Raw genomic sequence first — 22,391 nt, forward strand, 5'->3', positions numbered from 1 at the left:
TGGCGGGAATCGGACCCGCGACCTCTCCCTTACCAAGGGAGTGCTCTACCACTGAGCCACATGGGCAACTTGACGCCGCTTACGCGACCTCAAAATCTTCAACTCAACAACCAAAACAAACAAACAGTGGAGCGGGAGACGGGAATCGAACCCGCGTCATTAGCTTGGAAGGCTAGGGTTCTACCATTGAACTACTCCCGCATCGGCCAACGGCCTCTGCGCGCCCAACCTTGCAACAACGCAAGACCAGACATCACTTTCAACACTACTTATTCACTGGTGGAGGGGACTGGATTCGAACCAGTGTAGGCGTAAGCCAACAGATTTACAGTCTGCCCCCTTTAGCCACTCGGGCACCCCTCCGGAGAATTTCGAATTATAGCACTAATTTTTTGCAGCCCGGAGAGATTCCATCAATTCGCAAATTCATCCCAAGACAAAGTCGCTCACAACGGAAGACATCACTGGTGCGGCTGGCGGGGATCGAACCCACGACCCTTGGCTTCGGAGGCCAATACTCTATCCACTGAGCTACAGCCGCAGGACCGTACTAGTACAGCCTTGAATTATCGCATGCGCCCACCCCTCCGCCGCAAGAGTCGGCAGCGAATACAGCGCGAGCATCACCACAGTCAAACAATCCACTCACCAGCCAGCCAGCCAGCTACTCGCCAGCACCACGGACACCCCCCTCCAACGGCAAGGACAAACCCAACCCCTGCAGGAAGGCATCCGTTCCGACGCGTCCGACCTTCACCAGATCAAAGGCCTCGACACCCAGGAGCCAATTGCACATCAACCCATCGAACAGAGCATGCAATCCCATGGCCGCCTCCATGGGTGACATCGGCAGTGTGATCTGCTGCACTTGCGCCGCCAATTCGAAGTCGCGCGCCAACTGCCGCGTAAACCCCTCCGATGCAGCCATGTGCCGATCACGCACGCCAACGAGCTCGCCCACGTACTCCACCTTGTAGAGCGCGATCTCAAAAACCCTGCGGGTCCGCTCATCGCTGGCCACCCCATGCAACACCAGCGCCAGCACCGCACGCAGCCGCGCCACCGGGTCCGAACAGGTGTTGCATTCCAACTCCCCAATACCCTGCTCCAGCGGCAGCGTCACCCGGTCCATCATGGCGCCAAAAAGATCCACCTTGTCTCTGAAGTGCCAATAGATCGCCCCCCTGGTGGCACCCGCCGCCTGGGCAATGTCACTCAAGGACGCCCCCGACACGCCCTTCTCGCAAAAAACCTTCTCCGCAGCATCGATCAGGCTGCTGCGTGTGGCGCTTGCATCTTCTTTGGTTCGACGGGCCATAAACGTATGTATCTCCTCACTTCCAGCACCAAGCCCCTTACACGGAGCAACGAGGTCGCTGACGTTAGCAATTATACATCCATGATTGTATGTATAATCGCACACTTATTTTGTCGGGCTCTTGCCTCGGGACGTCTTTGGAACGGCCCCGATCTCCTACAACCCCATTTCTCGACGCCTACTAATTAGAAGGACTCTCATGCCCAAACTGCGTGACGCATCCGTCACTCCCCTCCTTCACGCCACTCCCTATCGCAAAGCGTTCACGCTGGCGGTAGCCAGCGCGACTGCCGTACTCCTGGTGGCGTGTGGCAAAGCCGACGACAAGGCTGCTGCTGCAGCGCCGAAGATGCCTCCTGTCGAGGTGGGCGTGGTCACGGCAACGCCTGGCGATGTCGGGCTGATCACGGAATTGCCCGGCCGCGTCGAGGCCTCGCGCGTGGCCCAGGTTCGTGCCCGTGCCGCAGGCATCCTGCAACAGCGTCTCTTCAAGGAGGGCAGTGACGTGAAAGCCGGGCAACCGCTTTTTCGCATCGACGCAGCCCCCTACGCAGCGGCTGCTGAAAGCGCACGCGCCAGCCTGGCCAAAGCGCAGGCCAACCTCGCGCAGGCCAGCGCGCAGGTGGAGCGCTACCGCCCGCTGGTGAGCGCCAACGCCATCAGCAGACAGGACTTCGTGAACGCCGAAGCCGCCGAGAAACAGGCACAGGCTGACGTGGCAGGCGCCAAGGCGGCCGTGCGCACGGCCGACATCAACCTGGGTTATGCCAACGTGACGTCGCCCATCTCCGGCCGCATCGGCCGGGCGCTGGTGACCGAAGGCGCGCTCGTCGGGCAAGGCGAAGCCACGGCGCTGGCCGTCGTGCAGCAGATCAATCCGGTGTATGTGAACTTCACGCAGTCGGCTGGCGACGTGTTCCAGTTGCGCCGGGCCATGGAAAGCGGTCAGTTCAAACGTGCCGGCGGCACCGATGCCGCCAGCGTCAAGCTCGTGCTCAGCGATGGATCGGAATACGCCCAGACCGGCAAGCTGCTGTTCACCGATTTGTCGGTGGATTCCACCACCGGCCAGGTCACCCTGCGCGCGGAGGTGCCGAACCCCAAGGGTGAATTGCTGCCCGGCCTGTATCTGCGCGTGCGCATTGAGCAAGCCCAGGCAAGCAACGCCATTACCCTGCCCCAACAGGCGGTCACGCGCACTCAGCAAGGCGACACGGTCAGCGTCGTGGGCGAGGACGGCAAGGTGGCCCCCCGCTCCGTCAAGATCAGCGCTGCGCAGAACAACCGCTGGGTCGTGCTCGATGGCCTGAAGGCTGGCGAGAAAGTGATGGTGGACGGGTTCCAGAAGCTGCAGATGCTGCCACCTGGCACCCCGGTAAAGCCAGTTCCATGGCAAGCACCAGGATCAGCGACAACGCCAGCAGCAACCCCTGCTTCAGCACCTGCCTCGGCAGCCAAGCCATAAGGGGCACCCCAGCATGGCAAAATTTTTCATTGACCGCCCCATCTTTGCATGGGTGATCGCCCTGTTCATCATGGTGATGGGCGGCGTGGCGATCACGCAGCTACCGATCGCCCAATACCCGCCGGTGGCGCCCCCCGCCATCGTCATCAATGCGGCCTACCCCGGCGCCTCCGCGCAAACGCTTGAAGACAGCGTGTTGTCGGTGATCGAACGCGAGATGAACGGCTCGCCCGGCCTGATCTACATGGAATCGGTGGCCCAAGCCGACGGTTCGGGCAGCATCACCCTGAGTTTTGAGCCCGGCACCAACGCCGACCTGGCCCAGGTGGATGTACAAAACCGGCTCTCTCGCGCAGCGCCGCGCCTGCCATCGGCAGTGACGCAACAGGGTGTGCGCGTGGACAAGTCGCGTTCCAACTTCCTGCTGTTCACCATGCTCTCGTCCTCCGATCCGACGATCGACACGGTGGCCCTGGGCGACTACGCGTCGCGCAATATCGTGCCCGAGCTGCAGCGGCTGCATGGCATCGGCCAGGCGCAGCTGTTTGGCACAGAGCGCGCCATGCGCATCTGGATCGACCCCGCCAAGATGATGAGCTTCAACCTCTCGGCCGCAGAGATCACCGCGGCTATCCGCGCCCAAAACGCGCAGGTGGCCAGCGGCACGATCGGCGATCTACCCAACATTGCGGGGCAGGGTATCGCGGCCACGGTTGTGGTCAACGGCCAGCTCTCCAGCGTAGAGCAGTTCGGCAACATCGTTCTGCGCGCCAACACCGATGGTTCCACCGTGCGTATCAAGGATGTGGCACGCGTGGAGCTGGGTGGCCAGGGCTATGCCACCGCCGCCCGCCTGAACGGCAAGCCCGCCGTGGGCATCGGCGTGCAGTTGTCGCCCAGCGGCAATGCCCTTGAAGCCGCAAAGGCCGTGCGCGGCAAGATGAATGAGCTTGCACGTTACTTCCCTGCGGGTGTGGAATGGAGCATCCCCTACGACAGCTCGCGCTTCGTGGACATTTCCATCACGCAGGTTGCCCACACCCTGCTGGAAGCCGTTGCGCTGGTGTTCCTGGTGATGTTCCTGTTCCTGCAGAACTGGCGCTACACCATCATTCCCACCATCGTGGTGCCTATTGCCCTTTTGGGCACGTTCGCCACGCTGCTGGCGCTGGGCTTCTCGATCAACGTGCTGACCATGTTCGGCATGGTGCTGGTGATCGGTATCGTGGTGGACGATGCCATCGTGGTGGTGGAGAACGTCGAGCGCATCATGAGCGAGGAAGGCCTTCCCCCGCTGGAGGCCACGCGCAAAGCCATGCAGCAAATCTCGGGCGCCATCATTGGCGTGACCGTGGTGCTGATCTCGGTGTTCGTACCACTGGCCTTCTTTGCGGGATCCACCGGCAATATCTACCGCCAGTTCTCGGCGGTGATGGTCGCGTCCATCGGTTTCTCTGCCTTCATGGCCTTGTCGCTGACCCCTGCGCTGTGCGCCACGCTGCTCAAGCCAGTAGAAGCCGGTCATCACCACGAAAAGGGCGGATTCTTCGGTTGGTTCAACCGAGGGTTCTCGCGCGCAGCCAAGGGCTATGAAAGCGTGGTGGCTCGAATACTCAAGCGGGCAGCACGGTACCTGGTCATCTACGCCGCCATCGTTGGCGCGGTGGCCGTGGTGTACATGCGCCTGCCCACCTCGTTCCTGCCCAGCGAAGACCAGGGCAACATCATCGTCAACGTGCAACTGCCTCCGGGCGCCACCCAGGAGCGCACGCTGGCCGTGATGGAGCAAGTGGAAGACTTCATCCTGAAACAGCCCGAAGTGCAGAGCATGGTGGGTGTGCTGGGCTTCAGCTTCTCCGGCCAGGGACAGAACGCAGCCCTTGCGTTCGTGACCCTGAAGGACTGGAGCGAGCGCCACGGCCCCGGCCAGTCGGCGCAGAATCTTGCCGACCGCGCATTCGGCGGGCTGATGGGCATCCGCGATGCGTTCATCTTCCCGTTGAGTCCGCCGCCGATTCCCGAACTGGGCAACGCCAGCGGCTTCACGTTCCGCCTGCAAGACCGTGGAGGCGCTGGGCACGAAGCCCTGGTGCGGGCCCGCAACCAGTTGCTGGGCATGGCATCGCAAAGCAAGGTATTGACCCAGGTACGCCCCGAGGGGCTGGAAGACGCGCCGCAATTGCAGATCGACATCGACCGCGACAAGGCGAATGCCCTGGGCGTGCCGTTTGAGGCCATCAACTCGGCACTGTCCACGGCCTTGGGCTCCAGCTATGTAAACGACTTCCCGAATCAGGGCCGTCTGCAGCGTGTGGTGGTGCAAGCCGATGCTCCTGCACGCATGCAGCCGGACGATCTGCTGAAAATCAACGCCACCAACAGCCAGGGCAAACCCATACCGCTGTCGACCTTTGCTACCACCCGCTGGGTGAACGGCGCACAACAGACCGTGCGCTACAACGGCTATCCGGCCATGCGCATCTCGGGGGCTCCCGCTCCTGGCTATAGCACCGGTGCCGCCATGGCCGAAATGGAAAAACTCGCAGGCCAGTTGCCCGCAGGCTTCGGCTTCGAGTGGACGGGCCAGTCACGCGAGGAAAAACTGGCTGGATCGCAGTCGCTGATCCTCTACAGCTTCGCCATCCTGGCCGTGTTCCTGTGCCTGGCAGCGCTGTATGAAAGCTGGTCGATCCCGCTGGCTGTGATCCTGGTGGTGCCCCTGGGCGTGCTGGGTGTGCTGCTGGCCACGCTGCTGCGCGGCTATGCCAACGACGTGTACTTCCAGGTGGGCCTGATCACCATCATTGGCCTGACGGCGAAGAACGCCATCTTGATCATCGAGTTTGCCAAGGACCTGCAGGCCCAGGGCAAGGGCGTGATCGAGTCGGCGTTGGCGGCTGCCCACCTGCGGTTCCGCCCCATCATCATGACCTCCATGGCGTTCGGGCTGGGAGTGGTGCCGCTGGCCATCGCGTCGGGGGCCGGATCGGCCAGCCAGCGCGCCATCGGCACCGGCGTGTTGGGCGGCGTGATCACCGGCACCGTACTGGCCGTGATCTTCGTGCCCGTGTTCTTTGTGGTGGTGCGCGGCCTGTTCAAGGGCAGCGCACGCCAGCAAGAAATGAACCGCCGTCACGCAGAAGAAGCAGGAGTTGGAATCCATGATTAATCGCCGCAGCACACCTTTGGCACTCGCAGCGGCAGCGCTGCTGGCAGGCTGCTCGTTCATCCCCACCTACGAGCGCCCCGCCGCCCCCGTGCCCACCACCTACGCGATGGCCCCGGCCACCGCCGGTGCGGCCCAGAGCGCGGCGGCTGCTGCGCCCTGGCAGGACTACTTTGCCGACGCCCGGCTGCGCCAACTGATCGATGTGGCCCTGGCCAACAACCGCGATTTGCGGGTGGCCGTGCTCAACATCGAGCAAGCGCGCGCAACATTCCAGGTGCGCCGGGCCGACCAGTACCCCAGCGTTGGCCTCGGCGCCAATGCCAGCCGCTCGCCAGCCGCGGGCACCGGCGACCTGACCAATTCGTTCAGCGTCGGGCTGGCCGTTTCGGCCTGGGAGATCGACTTCTTTGGCCGCATCGCCAGCCTCAAGGAACAAGCCCTGGCCCAGTACCTGGCCACCGAGGAAGGCCGCAACGCCGCCCAGGTCAGCCTGGTGGCTGCCGTGGCCAACGGCTGGCTGACCCTGCTCGCCGACGAAGAGCTGCTGGACCTGTCGCGCCAAACGCTCGCCTCGCGCGACGAGTCGGTGCGCCTGACCAAGATGCGCCTGGATACCGGCGTGGCATCCGAGCTGGACTTCCGCCAGGCCGAATCGCTGACGGCGGCTGCCCGCGCCACGCTGGCGCAGCAGCAGCGCCAGCGTGCGCTCGACGAAAACGCCCTGGTCCTGCTGCTGGGCCAGGCCCTGCCCGACGATGTCCGCGCAAGCCTGTCTGGCGGCAAGCTCGCCGACGCCCCCGCGATGGCGCAACTGCCTGCAGGCCTGCCGTCTGACCTGCTCACGCGCCGCCCGGACATCCGGCAGGCCGAGCAGCAGTTGATCGCCGCCAACGCCAACATCGGCGCGGCGCGGGCTGCGTTCTTCCCACGCATCTCGCTGACGGCACAGGCAGGCACGGCCAGCGGTGAACTGTCGGGGCTGTTCAAGAGCGGCTCCTGGGGGTTCACCATCGCGCCGTCTCTGCTGCTGCCGATCTTTGACGCGGGCCGCAACCAGGCCAACCTCGAAATCTCCCAAACCAGCCGCAGCATTGCGGTGGCACAGTACGAGAAAGCCATCCAGACGGCGTTCCGCGAGGTGTCGGACGCCCTGGCGGGCCAGGCCACCCTGGGTGAGCAGGCCCAGGCCCAGCAAAGCCAGGCCACGGCAGAAGCCGCGCGGCTGCGCCTGGCGGATCTGCGCTATCGCAATGGCGTGTCCAGCTACCTGGACCTGCTGGACGCCCAGCGCTCGCTGTTCGCCACCCAGCAAGCCGTGGTGCAGGTGCGGCTGGCGCAGTTGCAAAACCAGGTGATGCTGTACAAGGCCCTGGGCGGCGGCGCGCCCGAGTCCATAGGCAAGAGCCCCGCCTGACGGGCCACGGCGCCCCTGTACCAAGGGGCGCCGGGCGTTGCCTGATACGCCACGTTCGTCCCCAAGGCGCAGGATCAACCGCACCCGCAGATATAATTTAAGGTTGATTACATCAAAGCCCCCGATACTCCCCTGAGGACGACATGAGCGACAACCACCACGAAGAAGCGCACACCGGCCCCATCAAAACCCCTAAGCAACTGTTGCTGGCCGGTTTTTTCTCGTTTGTGATTCCGATTTTTGCCATCATTGGCTTGGTCCTTTACGTGACGTCGGCTGACAAACCTGCCGCCGGTGCGGTCAACCCCGAAAAAGCCATTGCCGAGCGCATCCAGAAGGTGGGCATGGTGGAAGTTCGCGATGCCAACCGCCCCCTCAAAGGCGGCGAAGACGTGTACAAGGCCCAATGCGCGGCCTGCCACGCTACGGGCGCCGCAGGGGCTCCCAAGCTGGGCGACGCCGCTGCCTGGTCTGCGCGCATCAAGACCGGTTTTGAAGCCCTGGTCCATTCCGCGCTGAAGGGCAAGGGCGCCATGGCTCCCCAGGGTGGCGGTGACTTCAACGACACCGAAATCGCCCGTGCTGCGGCTTACATGGCCAATGCCGGTGGCGCCAAATTTGCGGAACCCGCTGCACCGGCCGCTGCTGGAGCCGCAGCCCCGGCTGCAGATGCCACGGCAGCCCCCGCAGCAGCCGCCCCGGCCGCCGAAGCCGCACCTGCAGCAGCTCCTGCTGCGGCGGCAGCCCCCGCTGCTGCCGCGCCCGCCGTTGCCGCAGCAGCAGGCGCCGGAGAAGCTCTTTACAAACAGGCTTGCCAGGTGTGCCACGCCGCAGGCGTTGCGGGTGCCCCCAAGCTGGGCGACAAGGCCGCATGGGCCAGCCGCCTGCCAGCAGGCATCGACGCCCTGTACACCAGCGTAGTCAAGGGCAAGGGCGCAATGCCTCCGCGCGCTGGCACCCAGGCATCGGACGCCGACCTGCGCGCAGCGGTCGAGTTCATGGCCGCCTCCGCCAAGTAAGCAGCAGCCCCCGGCGGCGTCCGTTTTGGGTGTGCCGCAACACGGAGGGGTTTCAATCCAAAAGCCGGTCTGCATGACCGGCTTTTTTGTGCCCGCCGTCAGCGGATGAGGCAGGCGGCCAGGTTATGGCCTGGCCGCACCCCGGCGCGCGAACGGGCTCATGGCGTAGCCAAAGCGCTCGGGCAATTCCTCGGCGCGCACCTCTTGGGGGGTCCAGAGCCCGGCCTCCACCGCCTCAGCGGCCAGGGCCACATCCTGGGTGTGCACCAAGCCCAGCCCTATGTCCGAGCAAAGGTACACGCGGCCCTGTGCATCCACCAGGCAGCCCTGCACCACAGCCTGGCGACCGGTGTGGCTCATCACGGAGCAAGAGCCGTCACCCCCCACCTGTGCCTGCAGGCGCCACACCCAGGGCGTGGCCTCCAGCTCCACATACACGCGCTGGGGGCCGTTCTGAAAAAACCACTGCCCCTCGCCATCACACTCGTAGTTGCGGGCAATGAACGCCAGGAGTTTGTCGTGCTGCAGCAGCTCCCCTTTGCTCGCCGGAAAAGGCCCCGCCGCCTGCGTGGCGTCGTCACGCAAATACCAGCGGCCGCGCGCATCCAGCCCCAGCCAGCCGTAGCAGTCGGGCACGTTGGGCCACTTGGTCAGCGCCTGTTTGACGATGTCATCCATGGGCCGATTGTCCTCCCTGCAGTTGCCCGGCCCCGGCATGCTCGGCCAGCCAGCGCCCCACGGCGTCGGGCATGGCGCGCACATGGCCCGGCGGGCGCCCGCGCGGGAAGCCCACATGCCCGCCCTGCTGCGGCTGCCAGAGCGTGACATGCCGCCCCACCTCGCGCACGCCGGGCAGGCTGGCCGCTGGTACGAACGGGTCGTTGCGTGCGTTGACCACCAGTGCGGGGATGCGGATGCGGTGTAGCAAGGGCTTGGCGGACGCGCGCAGCCAGTAGTCCTCGGTGTTGCGAAAGCCGTGCACCGGGGCCGTGAACACGTTGTCAAACGCATACAGGTCGCGCGCCGCCAGCAGCGCCTGGCGGTCGAACAGGCCGGGGTGCTGCGCCAGCTTCTGCAGGGCCTTGGGCACCAGGGTGCGCATGAACATGCGGGTATAGACCTGCCGGTTGAAGCCCCGGCCAATCGCCAACCCGCCAGCGGCCAGGTCTATGGGCGAGCAGACGGCCGCCACTGCGTTGGCGCTGCGCGCGGCGTCAGTGCCCACTTCGGCGGCCCAGCGCAGCAGCGCATTGCCGCCCAGCGACACCCCCACCGCCATCAGCGGCCCGGTGTGCGCGGCCCGCAGCCGCTGCAGCATCCAGCCGATTTCGGCATGGTCGCCAGAATGGTAGGCGCGGGGCGCACGGTTGATCTCTCCGCTGCAGCCCCGAAAGTGCGGCAAGGCGCAGGCCCAGCCGTGCTCCCGTGCGAGGTCGGCAAAGGCCTCGCTGTAGTGGCTGCGCGAGGAACCCTCCAGGCCATGGAACACCACCAGCAGCGGCCGTGGCAGCGCAGCCGCCACGCCGTCTTGCAGAAAGTCCACGTCCACAAAGTCCCCGTCCGGCGTGTCCCAGCGCTCACGGCGGTATTCGGGCCGCGCGCCCAGCGCGCGGCGCGCGTACAAAGCGGGCCAGATGGTCTGGAGCTGGCCACCGGGGAGCCAACGGGGTGCTACATATTTCATAGCTTCTTGCGCTTGATGAATAAGCGCTAGGGCACAAAAAGATTCAAAATTCAGCGCTACAAAGTGATCAGTGCAACACGGGCCGCTGCGCATCGGCCACCTGCGCGTCCGGCGCGGTGCCGGGGCTGGCATGGTGGGCCACCATGCGCCATCCCTCAGGGGTCTTGTGGTACACGTTGGTGGCCAACACCACCGCCAGGTGCAGACCATCGGGCAGCATCACCTCCACCTGCTCGGCCACGCTGTGCACGGCGCTCGACAAGGCCACGACCCGGTGCACCTGCACCGGCCGCGCACGCACGGTGCCATTGGAAAACATGGCCTCGAACGCCGCCCGGATCGCACCCGCCCCCAAAAGGCGCGGCCCGCCAGGGTGCACGCAGACGATGTCATCTTCTTCCGCCCAGCACGACATCAGCAGCTCGATGTCGCCGCGCTGCAGGGCTTCGTAAAACGTGGCTTCGGTTTCGTCCGACGAACCGCCGAGGGTGACTGCTTTGGATGGGGCGCGGGGCATGGTGGTTCAGAAGAGTGTGCCGGGCGTGGCCGCGACGGCGTTCAAACGGCTATTGTCTTGTCTATTGTGCAGGGCCTTCGAACCGGTTGGCCGCCCGCTTCCGGCGCACGCCGGTTTCTGGCACAGTCGCCCCATTCCCTTTTTTTGGCAAACCCCACCATGATGTTGATGATGACAAAACGTCTTCTGGCCCTCGGCGCCCTGCTGGCCGCCACGCTGGGGCTCACTGGCTGTGGCTACAACGACTTCCAACGCCTGGACGAACAGACCAAGGCCGCCTGGAGCGAAGTGCTCAACCAGTACCAGCGCCGGGCCGACCTGGTGCCCAACATCGTCGCCACCGTCAAGGGCGAGGCCAATTTCGAACAAGAAACACTGACCCGTGTGATCGAAGCGCGCGCCAAGGCCACGGCCATCCAGGTCACGCCCGAAACCCTGAACAACCCCGAGGCGTTCAACAAGTTCCAGCAGGCGCAAGGCGAGCTGTCGGGGGCGCTGTCGCGCCTCATGGTGGTATCCGAACGCTACCCCACCCTGCAGGCCAACCAGGGCTTTCGTGACCTGCGCGTGACGCTGGAAGGCACCGAGAACCGCATCACCGTGGCGCGCAACCGCTACATCCAGACGGTGCAGGACTACAACGTGCTGGCACGCAGCTTTCCCACCAACCTGACGGCCATGGCCTTCAGCTACGCGCCCAAGCCCAGCTTCACCGTGGCCAACGAGGCGCAGATTTCCACACCTCCCACGGTGGACTTCTCAGCCTCCAAGCCCAAGCCCTGAGCGGCCACACAGAGCATCAACGGATTTTGAGCAAAAAATGCCTTTAGCGCTTATTCGACAAGCGCTAGCAGCTATATTTTTTATAGCAATTGTACCCTGGTCCGCGTGGGCGCAGGGCGCGCTGCAGCCCGTGCCCGCCCTCACCGGCCACGTCATCGACCAGACGGGCACGCTCAGCGCGGCAGACACCCAGGCCCTGGAGGCGCAACTGGCCGCCCTGGAGCAAAGCCGGGGCGCCCAGGTGGTAGTGCTGATGGTGGCCACCACCGCCCCTGAAGACATTGCCGCCTACGCCAACCGCATCGGCAACCAGTGGAAGATCGGCCGCCGCGACGTGGGCGACGGCGTGCTGGTGCTGGTGGCCAAAAACGATCGCAAGATGCGCATCGAAGTGGCCAAGACGCTCGAAGGGGCCATCCCCGACATCGCGGCGGCCCGCATCATCGACGGGGCCATGAAGCCCCGGTTCCGGCAAGACGACTATGCCGGGGGCCTGAAAGCTGCCGTGGGTGAGCTGAGCGCCCGTATCGCTGGCGAGGCGCTTCCCGCGCCGGTTCAAAGCACCGAAAGGCAAAGCCAGAGCAACGCCGATGAATTCAGCTGGACAGACATGGCCATCTTCCTGTTCTTTGGGGTGATGGTGGCCGGCCCCCTGGCCCGCAGCATTTTTGGCGGCGGCCTGGGTGGCCTGCTGGTGGGCGGCGGCGTGGGCGCGCTGGCGTTTGTGTTCACCTCCAGCCTGCTGCTGTCTGTGGGGGCGGGCGTGATCGCCCTGCTCTACACCTGGATCTTTGGCGGCAGCAGCGGCGCCACGGGCCTGGGCCGGGGTGGTGGCCTATCCGGGGGCTTGGGCGGTTGGAGCTCTGGTGGTGGAGGCGGCGGCAGCTACGACGGGGGATTCAGTTCGGGCGGTGGCGGCGACTTTGGTGGCGGCGGCGCGTCGGGGGATTGGTGAAGATGGCGAAACGTACTTATTCCCTGTGGCACCGCCTGCTGCGCCTTGCACGCCATCGATGGGCGGATGGCAGTTTGCGAAGCGCCTTCCCCCCCGCGCTGCTCGACCGCCTGGCGCACCGCGTGGCGGAAAGCGAGCGCCAACACACGGGCCAGATTCGTATTTGTGTGGAAGCGGGGCTGCCACTGTCCTACATCCGCCGCGATGCCAGCGCCCGCGACCGCGCAGTGACCCAGTTCGGCAAGCTGCGTGTGTGGGACACCGAGCACAACAACGGCGTTTTGATCTATCTGCTGCTTGCGGAACATGCCATCGAGATCGTTGCAGACCGGGGACTGGCGCAGCGCGTGCCGCCCGGCACCTGGCAGGGCATGGTCTCGGCCATGGGCAGCGCCTTTCGTTCAGGGGGCTACGAGGAAGGGCTGACGCAGGCGCTGTCCGGTGTGTCGGCACTGCTGGCACAACATTTCCCGCCGGACAAAACGAATGCAGAGCGCAGCAGCCTGGGCAACGAACTACCGGACCGCCCCGTCGTCGGCGACGAGGACGGAGAATAAACCCGCCTTCCACCGCCTGAGCACGCGGCGCTCTGGCTTAGATCCGCTGCGCCCATTCCGCCATGCGCCTGTCAGGCGCAGCGGGCGCGGCCTCTTGCAGTCGCTGCTCCCAGCGCTCTACGTGGTTCAGCAGCAACTCGATGGCATTGAGCATGGCACTGGCCGAAGCCTCTGACAAAACCAGCGGAAGATGAACCACAGCCAGGCCCAGGGCATCCACCCCCGACCATCCCCCGCCAAACCCGGCCCCCATGTGGTTGCCCTGCATCAACACCTGCAGCCCGGCACTTTCCACACGTTGCCCGCGCAACGCACAGGACAGTATCCAACGCCCCTGGGCAGGCGCACAGCGCAGCTCCACGGCCCGGTCACCATCAAAAAGCAACCGGCAGCAGCCTTGCGCATCCGCGCGCAACGTGGGGATACCAATGGCCGCACCCAAGTCGGCGATCAAGCTGGGCGCGTGGCTATCGGACATGGAACCAAAAATGCTGCTGGAGGAAAAAATGAGAAGGGGAAGCGTGTTTCACATCCCGGCGCTTGGATGGCGAGCCCTGTGCACACGGCGCTGGGCACAAAGGATGATACGCCAGTACACTTTGCTACAAGCCCCACCCACCAGGCCACTACACACCCAATGTGCGTGAAACCAGGACTTCGTTGAACACACCATCTCGGCGGTAAACGAAGCGATCCGCCAACCTCTTGACGAAATGCACGCCCAGCCCACCGATATGCCTGTCTTCGAGCGACGCATCGACATCGGCAGCCACCAGCGTGGTGGGGTCAAAGGCGGGCCCTTCGTCACGCAGAACGGCGCTCAAGGTGGCCGGTGCACTAAAAACGAGCTGCACGGACACCGGCCCGCCCTGCCCTCGGTAGCCATGGGTGGCCACGTTGGTCAACAACTCATCCAGCATGAGGCCGAAGGAAGACGCCAGCGGCAACGGCGCACCGTGCTCCGCTGCCCAGTCTTCCATGCGCTCGAAGAATGCAGGAAGTTCCGCGACGGTTCCAGACAGGGTGCAGTGCAGTTCAGCCGAATGGTTCATAGACAGCATGCGCCGGTAGGGGCTATGGACATCAGCACGCGCCGTCGTTCTCTGTCCGGCCCGCGCACTCGCCGAAGCATTGTGGCATGAGCCGAGCCCCTCACCCATCCAACGCTCACCCTGCGTCGACAGCCGCCGCTTCGGGCCAGGCGCCAAGTTTTGCGGCGTTGTGGGAGCTGGCTGGCCTGTGGCTGCTGATCGTGCTGGCAGGCGTGCTGCTCATCGCATTTTTGCTGCTCAACATCCGGACCCAGGAGGAGCAAGGAACGCAGCGTGCCCGGCTCTCGCTCACGCTGGCGGGCCTGCAAGAGTCGATAGAAGGCGATCTCGCACTGGGCCTGGACCTTCCGGACCACCGCGCCGTTCCGTCACGGCTGGAAAAGGCACTGGCCAGCGACCAGCAATTGCATGCCATCGACGTGGTGGATCGCGCGGGCATTGCGCTGTTCAGCACCGACCGGGGGGCCATCGGCGAGCCGCTGCACGCGCGGGTGGCCCAAGCCGCCGAGGCTGGCGCCCGTGGCGACCACATGTGGGTGGCGCAGGTCGGCACCGAAGCCGTGATGGGCTTGCCCCTGCACAACGCATTCGGGGAAGTGGTGGGCCATATCAGCACCAGCTATGCCGCCTCGGCACCCGCATTGCTGGGGATCGATGCGCGCTCGCTGCACAGCAAGCTGTTCCATCCGATTTTGCTCACCACGCTGGCCATCTTCGTACTGGTCGTGCTGGTGGGCTGGGGCGCGGCGCGCTGGGCCCTGGGCCCGCAGTACCGCAGGCTCGCCTACGAGCGCACCGGCCGCCTGGCGCAGGCCTTGGGCCAATCCGCAGCTGCGCGCCAACGCCTGGATGACTGCCTCGCGCGGCTGGACGAAAGCGAGCACCGGGAATGAACAGCCCACGCCGACGTCGCCGCCGCCCCAGCGCATCGCTGCGGCTGGGCTGCATCGCCCTCGTTCTGCTGCTGCTCGCCGCCGCAGTGCTCGCCTGGAACACCCATGAACAATTGCGCGGAATGCGCCAGGAGAGTGAGCGCGTGCGTGCCCAGCTCATGGCCGACTCGCTGAGCCAGCGCATCGGTCACGCGCTGGACATCGGTATTCCCCTGGACGCCCTGGTCGGGGTTGAGGCATTGTTCAACCAGCGGCTGGGCGCCCACGCCGATATCCAGTCGATTGCGCTGCTGCAAGGGCCAGACAAGGTGCTGTGGTCTGCCGAGCGCGAGCAACCCGCCCGAAGCGCCAATGGCACCGTGGCGGACGCCCCCGTCATGGCGCACGAGGCCCTCCAAGGCACCGTGCGCCTCACGCTGCGGGAAACCGGTGCAGGTCCTTTTGCACGCTCTGCAGCCATCTTGCTGCTGCCCACTGTGCTCCTGTTGGCTGCGCTGGCTTTCCTGGCCGCCCGCTTCTCCGAGGCCCAGGGGGTGAAGCTGCGCAACCACGCGGTGCGGCTGGCCACGCGGGCCATCGCCAGCGGGCACTATGACCATTCCATAGTGCTACCGCACCGGCGCGGGTTTGATCTGCGCGCACAGCAACTGGGCCATGCTGTGCGGGGCGTACACGAAACACTCACCCGCGTGCGCCGACTCATCGCGTCACTGCGGCAAACAGAGCCCCAGGCGCAGCGGCGCGAGCGCCTGGACATGCTGCTGGCCAACGCCCTGGGCGACCACCACTTTGCCGAGCATGGATTGCGCCCAGTGCGGGTGGTCGCCGCAGAAGCGCAATCGTTCTGGATCAGCCTGATGATCACCATGGCCGCCGCCGCCATCCTCGGGCTGATGACTGCACTCGCCAGCACCCGCGTCGAGTGGCCGCCGTACCGAATGGCCCTCATTCCAGGCAGCTTCCTCATGGCCGCGGCTCTTGCGGCATGGGTCACCCAAAGACAGCGCTGGTCCGTGTTGTCGGTTCTTTTTTCTACCAGCGCGGGGTTGGTGGTGCTCGCGCTCGCCCTGGCATCGGGTGCGCTGGATGGCTATGAACTCCAGCACATGCTGGTGGCCGCGGCCCTGTGGTGCGGTGCACTGGCGGGTGCTGCATTGACAGTCTGCCTGATGGTGGAGAAAGCCCCCCGCCGCCAGGACTTCAAACACGCCATGCCCCGCTGGCCCAGGGCGGCGATGAGCGCCTGGGTGGGTGCAACCATCTGGCTGGGGCCAGCACTGGGGGCCATCGCATTCTCCGCGCTGGGCGAGCGATATGGCGTGCTGGCGCTGACCTTGCCCGCGCTGTGCATTGGCTTCCTGCTGCTGCGCTGGAACGAGCCACGCAGCCCCTGGCGGCATCGCATAGGCATACGCCATCACGATCGGCCATCCGTTTCAGCCACACACAAAGCCTCCGGTGCGCTTGCATGGGTGGTCGCTTCCGGGATCGCTGCAGCGTCGGGGTTGCTGATGGTTCAAGGCTGGATGGCCACCACGGCCCTGCCCCCCAGCCTGGGCAGTGCCACCATCACTTGTGTACTGGGCGTGGGGGTGCTGTCCGGCCTGCTCGCCCCTTTGCGCAGGTGGCGCCACAAAGCCGCAGCCATCGCCGTAGCCGCAGCCCTGCAAGCGCTGGCGCTCTCACTGCCAGAAGCCACGGTGTGGCAGGCCCCGGCCCTGTGGGTGGCCACCCTTCTCACCGCCTATCTGCTCGGAACCGCCGTGACATCGACGCAGCGCACACTGCATATTTCGGCCTCGGTCACCCTGTGTGGAGCCGCCATCGGCGCGTTGCTGGCTGCGGGCCTTGCAGCAGCCGGACTTTCATCCACGGCCCTGGGGCTGGTGGCCACGTTGGCGATCATGACAAGCTGGGGCCTTGAGCCCCATCCAAAGCCCTGGGAGCCGGGCCGTAAGGATGACGATGCAGCTTAAGCGGCGCATCATGCTCATCCTCCTGCTGGCAATGGCCTTGCTGATGGCCGCCTTGGGCGTGATGGGCTGGCTCGGAGAGCAGCGCTGGGAGCAGCGTTACAACGACGCCTTGCTGCAGAGCCAGCGGATTGCGTGGGACAAGCTGCAAAACGAAAGCCTGGACAGGCAGGATGCGTTGGCACGGCGGCTGCTGGACGAACCGCCGTTCCGCAATCTTCAGGCCCCGGGGGCTCAGCAGCGCATCGACACGCTGCTGGCCCACGCCGTGCGCCAGGCTCCCGGCCTGCGCATTGACATCCTGGGGCCCGGTGGCGCCCTCCTGTCCACCACCGAGCCCGGCTTTGACCCACAACCGCTGGCCGAATCCGGCTGGGTGAAAGCGGCCATGAATGCTCCGGCGGGTATCCGTGGGCTGAGCCAGGTCGCGCCACGGCAGTACGACTGGGTGCTGGTGCGTGGCTTTGAAGGGGGGGCACTGGCCATTGGCCAGGATGTGGCGCAAAGGCTGCCAGAGCTGGCGGCCTACCTGGGTGGGGAGGTATTCCTCGTGAACATGCGCGGCAAGGAAACGCTGGGCACCCAGCCTGGCAGCCTTGCGGCCACCGGCACCGTCATCCCCATGCGGTCCTCGCAGGCACTGATCATGCCGCTACCAACATCTGGCACTGCGGGCCAGGGCGCACTGCAACTCGTCAGCCAACCGGTGCTCAATCCAGACAAGCGCGTGGTGGGCGCGCTCGTGTGGATGCAGGACGTGACCGCGCAATACCGCTCGGACAAATTCTTCAACTGGGCCGCTGCTGGTGGCGCCTTGCTCTTTGCAGTATTGGTCGTGATGGGCCTTGCCGCCTATATGCAACACGCGATGGAACCTCTGAGCCGCTCTGTGGGGGTGCTCAAGGCACTGGCCAACGGAGCGACCGACGCATCGCTGGACGATGGCGAGGAAGAGGCAGAGGATGAGTCTGGCGCCATTGCACGGGGCGTGGTCGCCATCCGCGCAGAGCTGCTGAACCTGGAAACCTTGCGGCAAGAGCGCATACGGACGCGGCATCAGCAAGAGCGCCTGATCCGCGACCAGTTGCGCTCGCTGGCCGAGAGCCTGGACCCGGCCTCGCGCGAGGAAATCCTCACGGCCCTGGGCACACGATCAGAGGCGCCTGCGACAGCCACAGGCACAGGCACAGGCAGCACCGCACAACCAGGCAGCAACACCAACCAGTTGGCCGAACTGGCGGGAATATTGGGCCGCATGTCGGGCCTTGTCAGCACGCAACAAAACCGACTGCTCAAGCTGCTGCGCGAGCTGCAGGCCGCCGTGCAGACGCAGGCCACGCTGGCCAGTCTGCAGCAAGAGCTGGAAATCGCGCGCCAGATGCAGTTGTCCATCCTGCCGCGCTCCGCGCCGGACGCGGACGAAATCGACATCGCCGCCACCATGATTCCGGCCAAGGAAGTGGGCGGCGATTTTTATGACTACTTTCCGATCGACGATGAGCACCTGGCCATCGTGGTGGCCGATGTATCGGGCAAAGGCGTGCCCGCCGCCTTCTTCATGGCCATATCTCGCACGCTGCTCAAGAGCAATGCCTTGTTCCTTCGGCTCCCCGGCGCCACCATCACCGCGCTGAACGACCAACTGTGCGCCGAGAACGACCAGATGATGTTCGTCACCGTGTTCTACGGCGTGCTGCACCTGCGCAGCGGTCGGCTGACCTACGTGAATGCGGGGCACAACCCGCCGGTTCGCCTGAAAGACGGACAGGCAAGCTTCTTTGGGCGTGGCTCCAACATGGCGCTTGCCGTGATGGAAGGGCAGGATTACACCGAGGGCGAGGTTGTGCTGTCGCCCGGTGAAACGCTGCTGCTCTATACCGATGGTGTGACGGAGGCGAACAACGCCGAAGGCACGCTGTTCGGAGACGCTGCGCTGCTCGAAGCCATGGTTGCCGTGGGCGCAGACCCCGTGCACAAAGGCCACGCGGGAGGTGTGCCGGAACGCGTGGTTCAGGCCGTGCGCGCGTTCGAAGCAGGCGCGGCCCAGGCAGACGACATCACAGTCGTCGCCATTACCTACCAGGGGCCCCGGTCATGAACCAGGCGCCTGACATAGCGCAGTTGTACGCCCGAAGCATCGCGCACTTCGCCAATGCCGGTGTATCCCGCAGCACAAGCCTGCTGCAGCGCGTAAAAATCGTCACTGCGCAACAGCTTTTCGTCTCCCATATCAAAACGCAGGCCACGCTCAAGGTCGGTCATCGCGACATGGCGCTCCAGGCCGTCGATCACCCCGGTCCATGCGATGTGCAAGCCCTGGCGCAACAGGTTGTGCCGGCTCGTGTGATTGTGCAAGGACACCATGGCCATACACAGCGGTCGTCCTCGCGCCTGCGCCAGCGCCAGCCTGGCGGCCAACAGCGTGCGCTGCAATCCCCGCCCGCGCCACGCGGGCAGCACCATGCAGCTCGACAAGTGCGTCACCTTCGAATAAAAGCTTGGCTCCAGGCCGATGGTCGCCCCAAGGTTTTCTGCCGAGTCCGCATCCGGGAAACCCACCATGGCATACGCCACCAGCGCATCGTGCGCGAACACGCCAATGGTTTCGCCGCAGGGCTGCGTGTGCACATCAAAAAACCGCTGCTCGTCCTCCTCGCGCACATAGAAGTCGGGGTTGGGCAGGGCTGCAATCACCGTATCACGCAGGGCATTCCACGCCGCGTAGTCGCCAGGCAACAGGATGCGGGTACGCAGATCCGGGAAGTGCGCGAAAGCGGTATCCGGAGAGATAGAAGGAGGGGTCAATGGTATCGGCGAGGACAAACCTGGGACTCCGAAAGCGGAGCACAAGTTTGCACGACAACGTGGAGATTGCAAAGCGAAGCGGGTGCATGGGCACGCATGGACTCCCGCACACCCATGGCCAAAGGTGTCGTCCATGAGTGACCAAACCATCACACCCAATACGACAGACAGTGCCACGGCCTCGGCCGACCTGGCGGCGCTCAAACCGCGACTGCGCCGCGAATCCCTGGTGTTCGCTGCCATCTTCTCCCTGGCGCTGTTCGGTTTGTCTCTTGTGCTGATCGCATGGCGCACCGAACAACTCCTCACCCAACTCGCCCAGGACCGCGTGGTGCGTCTGCTGCAACATGTGGCGGACGAAGGGGAGAGAGGCATGCAGTTCGGCATTGCCGTTGCCGACCAGACATCGCTTGCGGAACGGCTGCAGCGTATGCAGTCTGAGGACAACTCCTTGCGTGCGGTTTTCGTGGAGACCGATCGGGGCGAACCCATTGCCCAGGCTGGCGATGGCACCTTGCGCGACGCCGTCGACGGCCGCTGGAACGCGCCGTTGCTCAGTGGCAAACCCAATCAGCCCCCCAGCGTGCGCACCAGCGGGCGCGGCGTCTTCGTTGGCGCGGCCATGTTCGACTCCACGGGTGCTCCCGCTGCCACGATCTGGGCAGCCTTGGACCCCACCGCCGTGAGGCAGCAGGCCCGCGACGCTACAGCCAACATGATGCTCAAGGCCCTGCCCTTGATCGTCGGCACACTGCTTCTCACGTGGTGGGCGCTCATGCGCTGGGGTACCCTCGTGATGGAGTCCGTGCAACGCGAGCGCAATGCACCCCGGCCGCGCGGGTATGGCAAGGCCCTGTGGCTCTCGTTGCTGCTGGCCGTCGTGGTGGCCCCGTCCACCATGGTGTGGATCGCCCGCGAGGCTGCGCGGCCATTTGTCACCCAGCAGATTCAGGCCAATGCCGATGCCGTGGGGCGCACGCTGTCCGGGCAGATCGCCCGGGCACTGTCCGTCGGCGTGCCCTGGAGCAGCCTCAGTGGCATGGACGAATTGCTCAAAAAGCAGTTGTCAGAAGCCCCCGAGCTCAGCTACCTGGCATTGCGGCAAGGTGATGCGCCCGCAAGCCATACCACCTGGAGCGGCTATGTGCCGGCAGACCAGCGCCAAAACAGCGAAAGCGTGTTTTCTCAGCGCTCCGTGAGCGTCGCCGAGGAGCAGGGCCACGTCGTGGTGGGCTATCCGGCCGACTACGTAAACCGCCAACTGGGCGGCATGCTGCTGGACCTGGTGCTTGCGCTCGTGATCGCCGCGGTGCTGGTGCGTGAACTCTCGCGCGGCCTGTGGCGCAAATCCCTGCTGTACCCCCTGGCCGCCTACGCCCAGGCCCGAAGCTGGCAGCGCGTACAGCGCCGCTGGCAGCAACGGCATGCAGTGGTCCGTGACGCAGCAGAGGCACACGACAGGGACGCAGCGGAGTGCCGCGCCCAACTGCTGGAGGCTGCGGGCAACCACCGTGGCGGGCACGAAAGCCCCACACTCATGCCCGGTGCGGTGGCCTCGCAGCTGACTCTGCTGCGTCTGACGGTGTTCCTGGTGGCCTTGTCCGAGGAGCTTCTGCGGCCCTTTTTTACCGTGTTCGCCAGCGAGATGCGGCCGTTTGACGCGGCGTTGTCTCCCACCATGGTGGCCGGGCTCCCCGTGGCGGCGTTCATGGCCACGCTGGCGCTGGCGCAACCTGCGGGACCGGCGTTGGCCAAACGCTTCGATCTACGCTGGAGTTTGATGCTCTCAGCCTTGGTGGGCATGCTCGCGCTAGCGGCCACAGCCTGGGCCAAAGATGCCTGGACACTGATCGCGCTGCGCGCTGCGGGTGGTGCAGCCTACGGACTGGCGTTGATTTTGGTGCAGACGGCCATCGTTCGGATCACCCCACCGCAGCAGCGTGCCCGCGGGTTGGCCGAAGTGGCTGCCGCCATCGTGGCAGCTGGCATCGTCGGCCCGCCATTCGGCGGAATGATTGCCGCACGTGCGGGCGATGTCGCAGGCTTCGCCGCCTGCGCGCTGTGCATGGCCGCCGCGCTGGTGACCGCCATGCGCCTCTCGCTCGACCAAGCCGCCATGGGAACACCGGCCGTGCAACGCGGCCTGGCCACCGCTGGCGGATGGCGCGGCTACTGGGCCGTGCTGCGGGAACCACGCGCAGTGTGCGTCATTCTGGGCTCGGCGTTGCCGGGTCGCCTGGTAGCGGTGACGGTTCTGTCGGTGGTGGTGCCGCTGTACATGAGTGAACTGCAACAGCCGCCCGGTGTCGCTGGCCGCGTCCTGCTGCTGTATTTTCTGTGCTTTGCCTCCACGGCCACGCTCGTGGCCCATTGGTCGGATCTGCTGGGCCAGCGCAAGCCCTTTATCGTGCTCGGTGGCGTACTGAGCGCGCTGGCCTGTATATCACTGCCTGCCCTGGGCGGCGTGTGGGGCATGGCTGCCTGCTGCGCATTGCTCGGTTTTGGGCAGGCCCTGCAATCCTCCCCCCAGATTGCCCTGGCCACCGAGGTGTTCGAGCACCCACCGGACGGCAAAGCCACGGCCACCCCTGAACAGGCGCTCGCGGCCTTCCGGCTGATCGAGCGGGGTGGCAGCATCATTGCCCCGTTTGTGACGGCCATCGCGGTGACAGCCTTTGGCTACGCGGGCGCCGTAGTGGCCGTTGGCGTATTGCTGACCGTTGCCACGCTGGCGCTGCTGGTCGGCCTGCGTGTCCAGCGCACAGGCGCGGCTGCGGCGTAAGGTGT

General features: G+C 65.3%; 18 protein-coding genes and 3 tRNA genes. 11 read left to right on the forward strand and 10 right to left on the reverse strand.

The window, feature by feature from the left end; genetic code table 11:
- Nucleotides 1-127: 127 nt before the first annotated feature.
- The 4 genes from Q0105_RS03775 to Q0105_RS03790 form a co-directional block, all read right to left on the reverse strand.
- Nucleotides 128-201: transfer RNA gene (locus Q0105_RS03775), tRNA-Gly, on the reverse strand.
- Between the two features lie 76 nt (nucleotides 202-277).
- Nucleotides 278-363 (reverse strand) — tRNA-Tyr (locus Q0105_RS03780).
- A 102-nt stretch (nucleotides 364-465) separates the two neighbouring features.
- A tRNA-Arg gene (locus Q0105_RS03785) sits at nucleotides 466-541 on the reverse strand.
- A gap of 123 nt (nucleotides 542-664) precedes the next feature.
- Complete coding sequence (locus Q0105_RS03790) at nucleotides 665-1,318, reverse strand: TetR family transcriptional regulator (protein ID WP_298208909.1); 654 nt, start codon at nucleotides 1,316-1,318, stop codon at nucleotides 665-667.
- A 199-nt stretch (nucleotides 1,319-1,517) separates the two neighbouring features.
- Between Q0105_RS03790 and Q0105_RS03795 the strand changes: the two genes are divergently transcribed.
- From Q0105_RS03795 to Q0105_RS03810, 4 genes are all read left to right on the forward strand, one after another.
- Nucleotides 1,518-2,783: an efflux RND transporter periplasmic adaptor subunit gene (locus Q0105_RS03795; protein WP_298208910.1), complete on the forward strand. Its 1,266-nt coding sequence runs from the start codon at nucleotides 1,518-1,520 to the stop codon at nucleotides 2,781-2,783.
- Between the two features lie 13 nt (nucleotides 2,784-2,796).
- Nucleotides 2,797-5,952, forward strand: a complete 3,156-nt coding sequence (locus Q0105_RS03800) for an efflux RND transporter permease subunit (protein ID WP_298208911.1) — start codon at nucleotides 2,797-2,799, stop codon at nucleotides 5,950-5,952.
- Entirely contained in the window at nucleotides 5,945-7,366 is a 1,422-nt protein-coding gene (locus Q0105_RS03805; RefSeq protein WP_298208912.1) for an efflux transporter outer membrane subunit, read from the forward strand. The genes Q0105_RS03800 and Q0105_RS03805 overlap by 8 nt, the downstream gene beginning before the upstream one ends.
- A 143-nt stretch (nucleotides 7,367-7,509) precedes the next feature.
- Nucleotides 7,510-8,385, forward strand: coding sequence for a c-type cytochrome (locus tag Q0105_RS03810; protein WP_298208913.1), 876 nt, complete (start codon nucleotides 7,510-7,512; stop codon nucleotides 8,383-8,385).
- Nucleotides 8,386-8,508: 123 nt separating this feature from the next.
- Here the strand turns inward: Q0105_RS03810 and Q0105_RS03815 are convergent, their stop codons facing one another.
- The 3 genes from Q0105_RS03815 to Q0105_RS03825 form a co-directional block, all read right to left on the reverse strand.
- Nucleotides 8,509-9,063 (reverse strand): DUF2946 family protein, encoded by a 555-nt coding sequence (locus Q0105_RS03815; protein WP_298208914.1) that lies wholly within the window; start codon nucleotides 9,061-9,063, stop codon nucleotides 8,509-8,511.
- A complete protein-coding gene (locus Q0105_RS03820) occupies nucleotides 9,056-10,069 on the reverse strand; it encodes an alpha/beta fold hydrolase (protein WP_298208915.1) in 1,014 nt (337 codons plus the stop codon). The genes Q0105_RS03815 and Q0105_RS03820 overlap by 8 nt, the downstream gene beginning before the upstream one ends.
- A 67-nt stretch (nucleotides 10,070-10,136) precedes the next feature.
- The gene (locus tag Q0105_RS03825; RefSeq protein ID WP_298208916.1) at nucleotides 10,137-10,586 is read right to left on the reverse strand and encodes a nuclear transport factor 2 family protein; all 450 of its coding nucleotides are present in this window, start codon (nucleotides 10,584-10,586) and stop codon (nucleotides 10,137-10,139) included.
- Nucleotides 10,587-10,757: 171 nt separating this feature from the next.
- Here Q0105_RS03825 and Q0105_RS03830 point away from each other — a divergent pair, with 171 nt between their 5' ends.
- From Q0105_RS03830 to Q0105_RS03840, 3 genes are read left to right on the forward strand one after another with little or no spacing between them, the layout of a single operon-like run.
- The gene (locus tag Q0105_RS03830; RefSeq protein WP_298208917.1) at nucleotides 10,758-11,369 is read left to right on the forward strand and encodes a LemA family protein; all 612 of its coding nucleotides are present in this window, start codon (nucleotides 10,758-10,760) and stop codon (nucleotides 11,367-11,369) included.
- Nucleotides 11,370-11,406: 37 nt separating this feature from the next.
- The gene (locus tag Q0105_RS03835) at nucleotides 11,407-12,324 is read left to right on the forward strand and encodes a TPM domain-containing protein (protein WP_298208919.1); all 918 of its coding nucleotides are present in this window, start codon (nucleotides 11,407-11,409) and stop codon (nucleotides 12,322-12,324) included.
- A gap of 2 nt (nucleotides 12,325-12,326) precedes the next feature.
- On the forward strand, nucleotides 12,327-12,881 hold the full coding sequence (locus Q0105_RS03840; RefSeq protein WP_298208921.1) for a TPM domain-containing protein: 555 nt from the start codon (nucleotides 12,327-12,329) through the stop codon (nucleotides 12,879-12,881).
- Between the two features lie 37 nt (nucleotides 12,882-12,918).
- Here the strand turns inward: Q0105_RS03840 and Q0105_RS03845 are convergent, their stop codons facing one another.
- Nucleotides 12,919-13,359 (reverse strand): type III secretion system chaperone, encoded by a 441-nt coding sequence (locus Q0105_RS03845; RefSeq protein WP_298208923.1) that lies wholly within the window; start codon nucleotides 13,357-13,359, stop codon nucleotides 12,919-12,921.
- Nucleotides 13,360-13,507: 148 nt separating this feature from the next.
- Complete coding sequence (locus tag Q0105_RS03850) at nucleotides 13,508-13,933, reverse strand: ATP-binding protein (protein WP_298208925.1); 426 nt, start codon at nucleotides 13,931-13,933, stop codon at nucleotides 13,508-13,510.
- Nucleotides 13,934-14,019: 86 nt separating this feature from the next.
- Between Q0105_RS03850 and Q0105_RS03855 the strand changes: the two genes are divergently transcribed.
- From Q0105_RS03855 to Q0105_RS03865, 3 genes are read left to right on the forward strand one after another with little or no spacing between them, the layout of a single operon-like run.
- Nucleotides 14,020-14,826, forward strand: a complete 807-nt coding sequence (locus Q0105_RS03855; RefSeq protein ID WP_298208927.1) for a hypothetical protein — start codon at nucleotides 14,020-14,022, stop codon at nucleotides 14,824-14,826.
- A complete protein-coding gene (locus Q0105_RS03860) occupies nucleotides 14,823-16,802 on the forward strand; it encodes a hypothetical protein (RefSeq protein ID WP_298208929.1) in 1,980 nt (659 codons plus the stop codon). Before Q0105_RS03855 ends, Q0105_RS03860 begins: the two co-directional genes overlap by 4 nt.
- Before the next feature lie 10 nt (nucleotides 16,803-16,812).
- Nucleotides 16,813-18,897, forward strand: coding sequence for a PP2C family protein-serine/threonine phosphatase (locus tag Q0105_RS03865; protein WP_298208931.1), 2,085 nt, complete (start codon nucleotides 16,813-16,815; stop codon nucleotides 18,895-18,897).
- Here Q0105_RS03865 and Q0105_RS03870 read toward each other — a convergent pair.
- Nucleotides 18,876-19,604 (reverse strand): GNAT family N-acetyltransferase, encoded by a 729-nt coding sequence (locus tag Q0105_RS03870; protein WP_298208933.1) that lies wholly within the window; start codon nucleotides 19,602-19,604, stop codon nucleotides 18,876-18,878. The two genes, Q0105_RS03865 and Q0105_RS03870, sit on opposite strands and share 22 nt — an antisense overlap.
- Nucleotides 19,605-19,737: 133 nt before the next feature.
- Here Q0105_RS03870 and Q0105_RS03875 point away from each other — a divergent pair, with 133 nt between their 5' ends.
- Nucleotides 19,738-22,386 (forward strand): MFS transporter, encoded by a 2,649-nt coding sequence (locus Q0105_RS03875; protein ID WP_298208935.1) that lies wholly within the window; start codon nucleotides 19,738-19,740, stop codon nucleotides 22,384-22,386.
- Nucleotides 22,387-22,391 lie beyond the last annotated feature (5 nt).

Origin of the sequence: Acidovorax sp. (genome assembly GCF_027492855.1) — a bacterium.
Classification (GTDB): domain Bacteria; phylum Pseudomonadota; class Gammaproteobacteria; order Burkholderiales; family Burkholderiaceae_C; genus Acidovorax.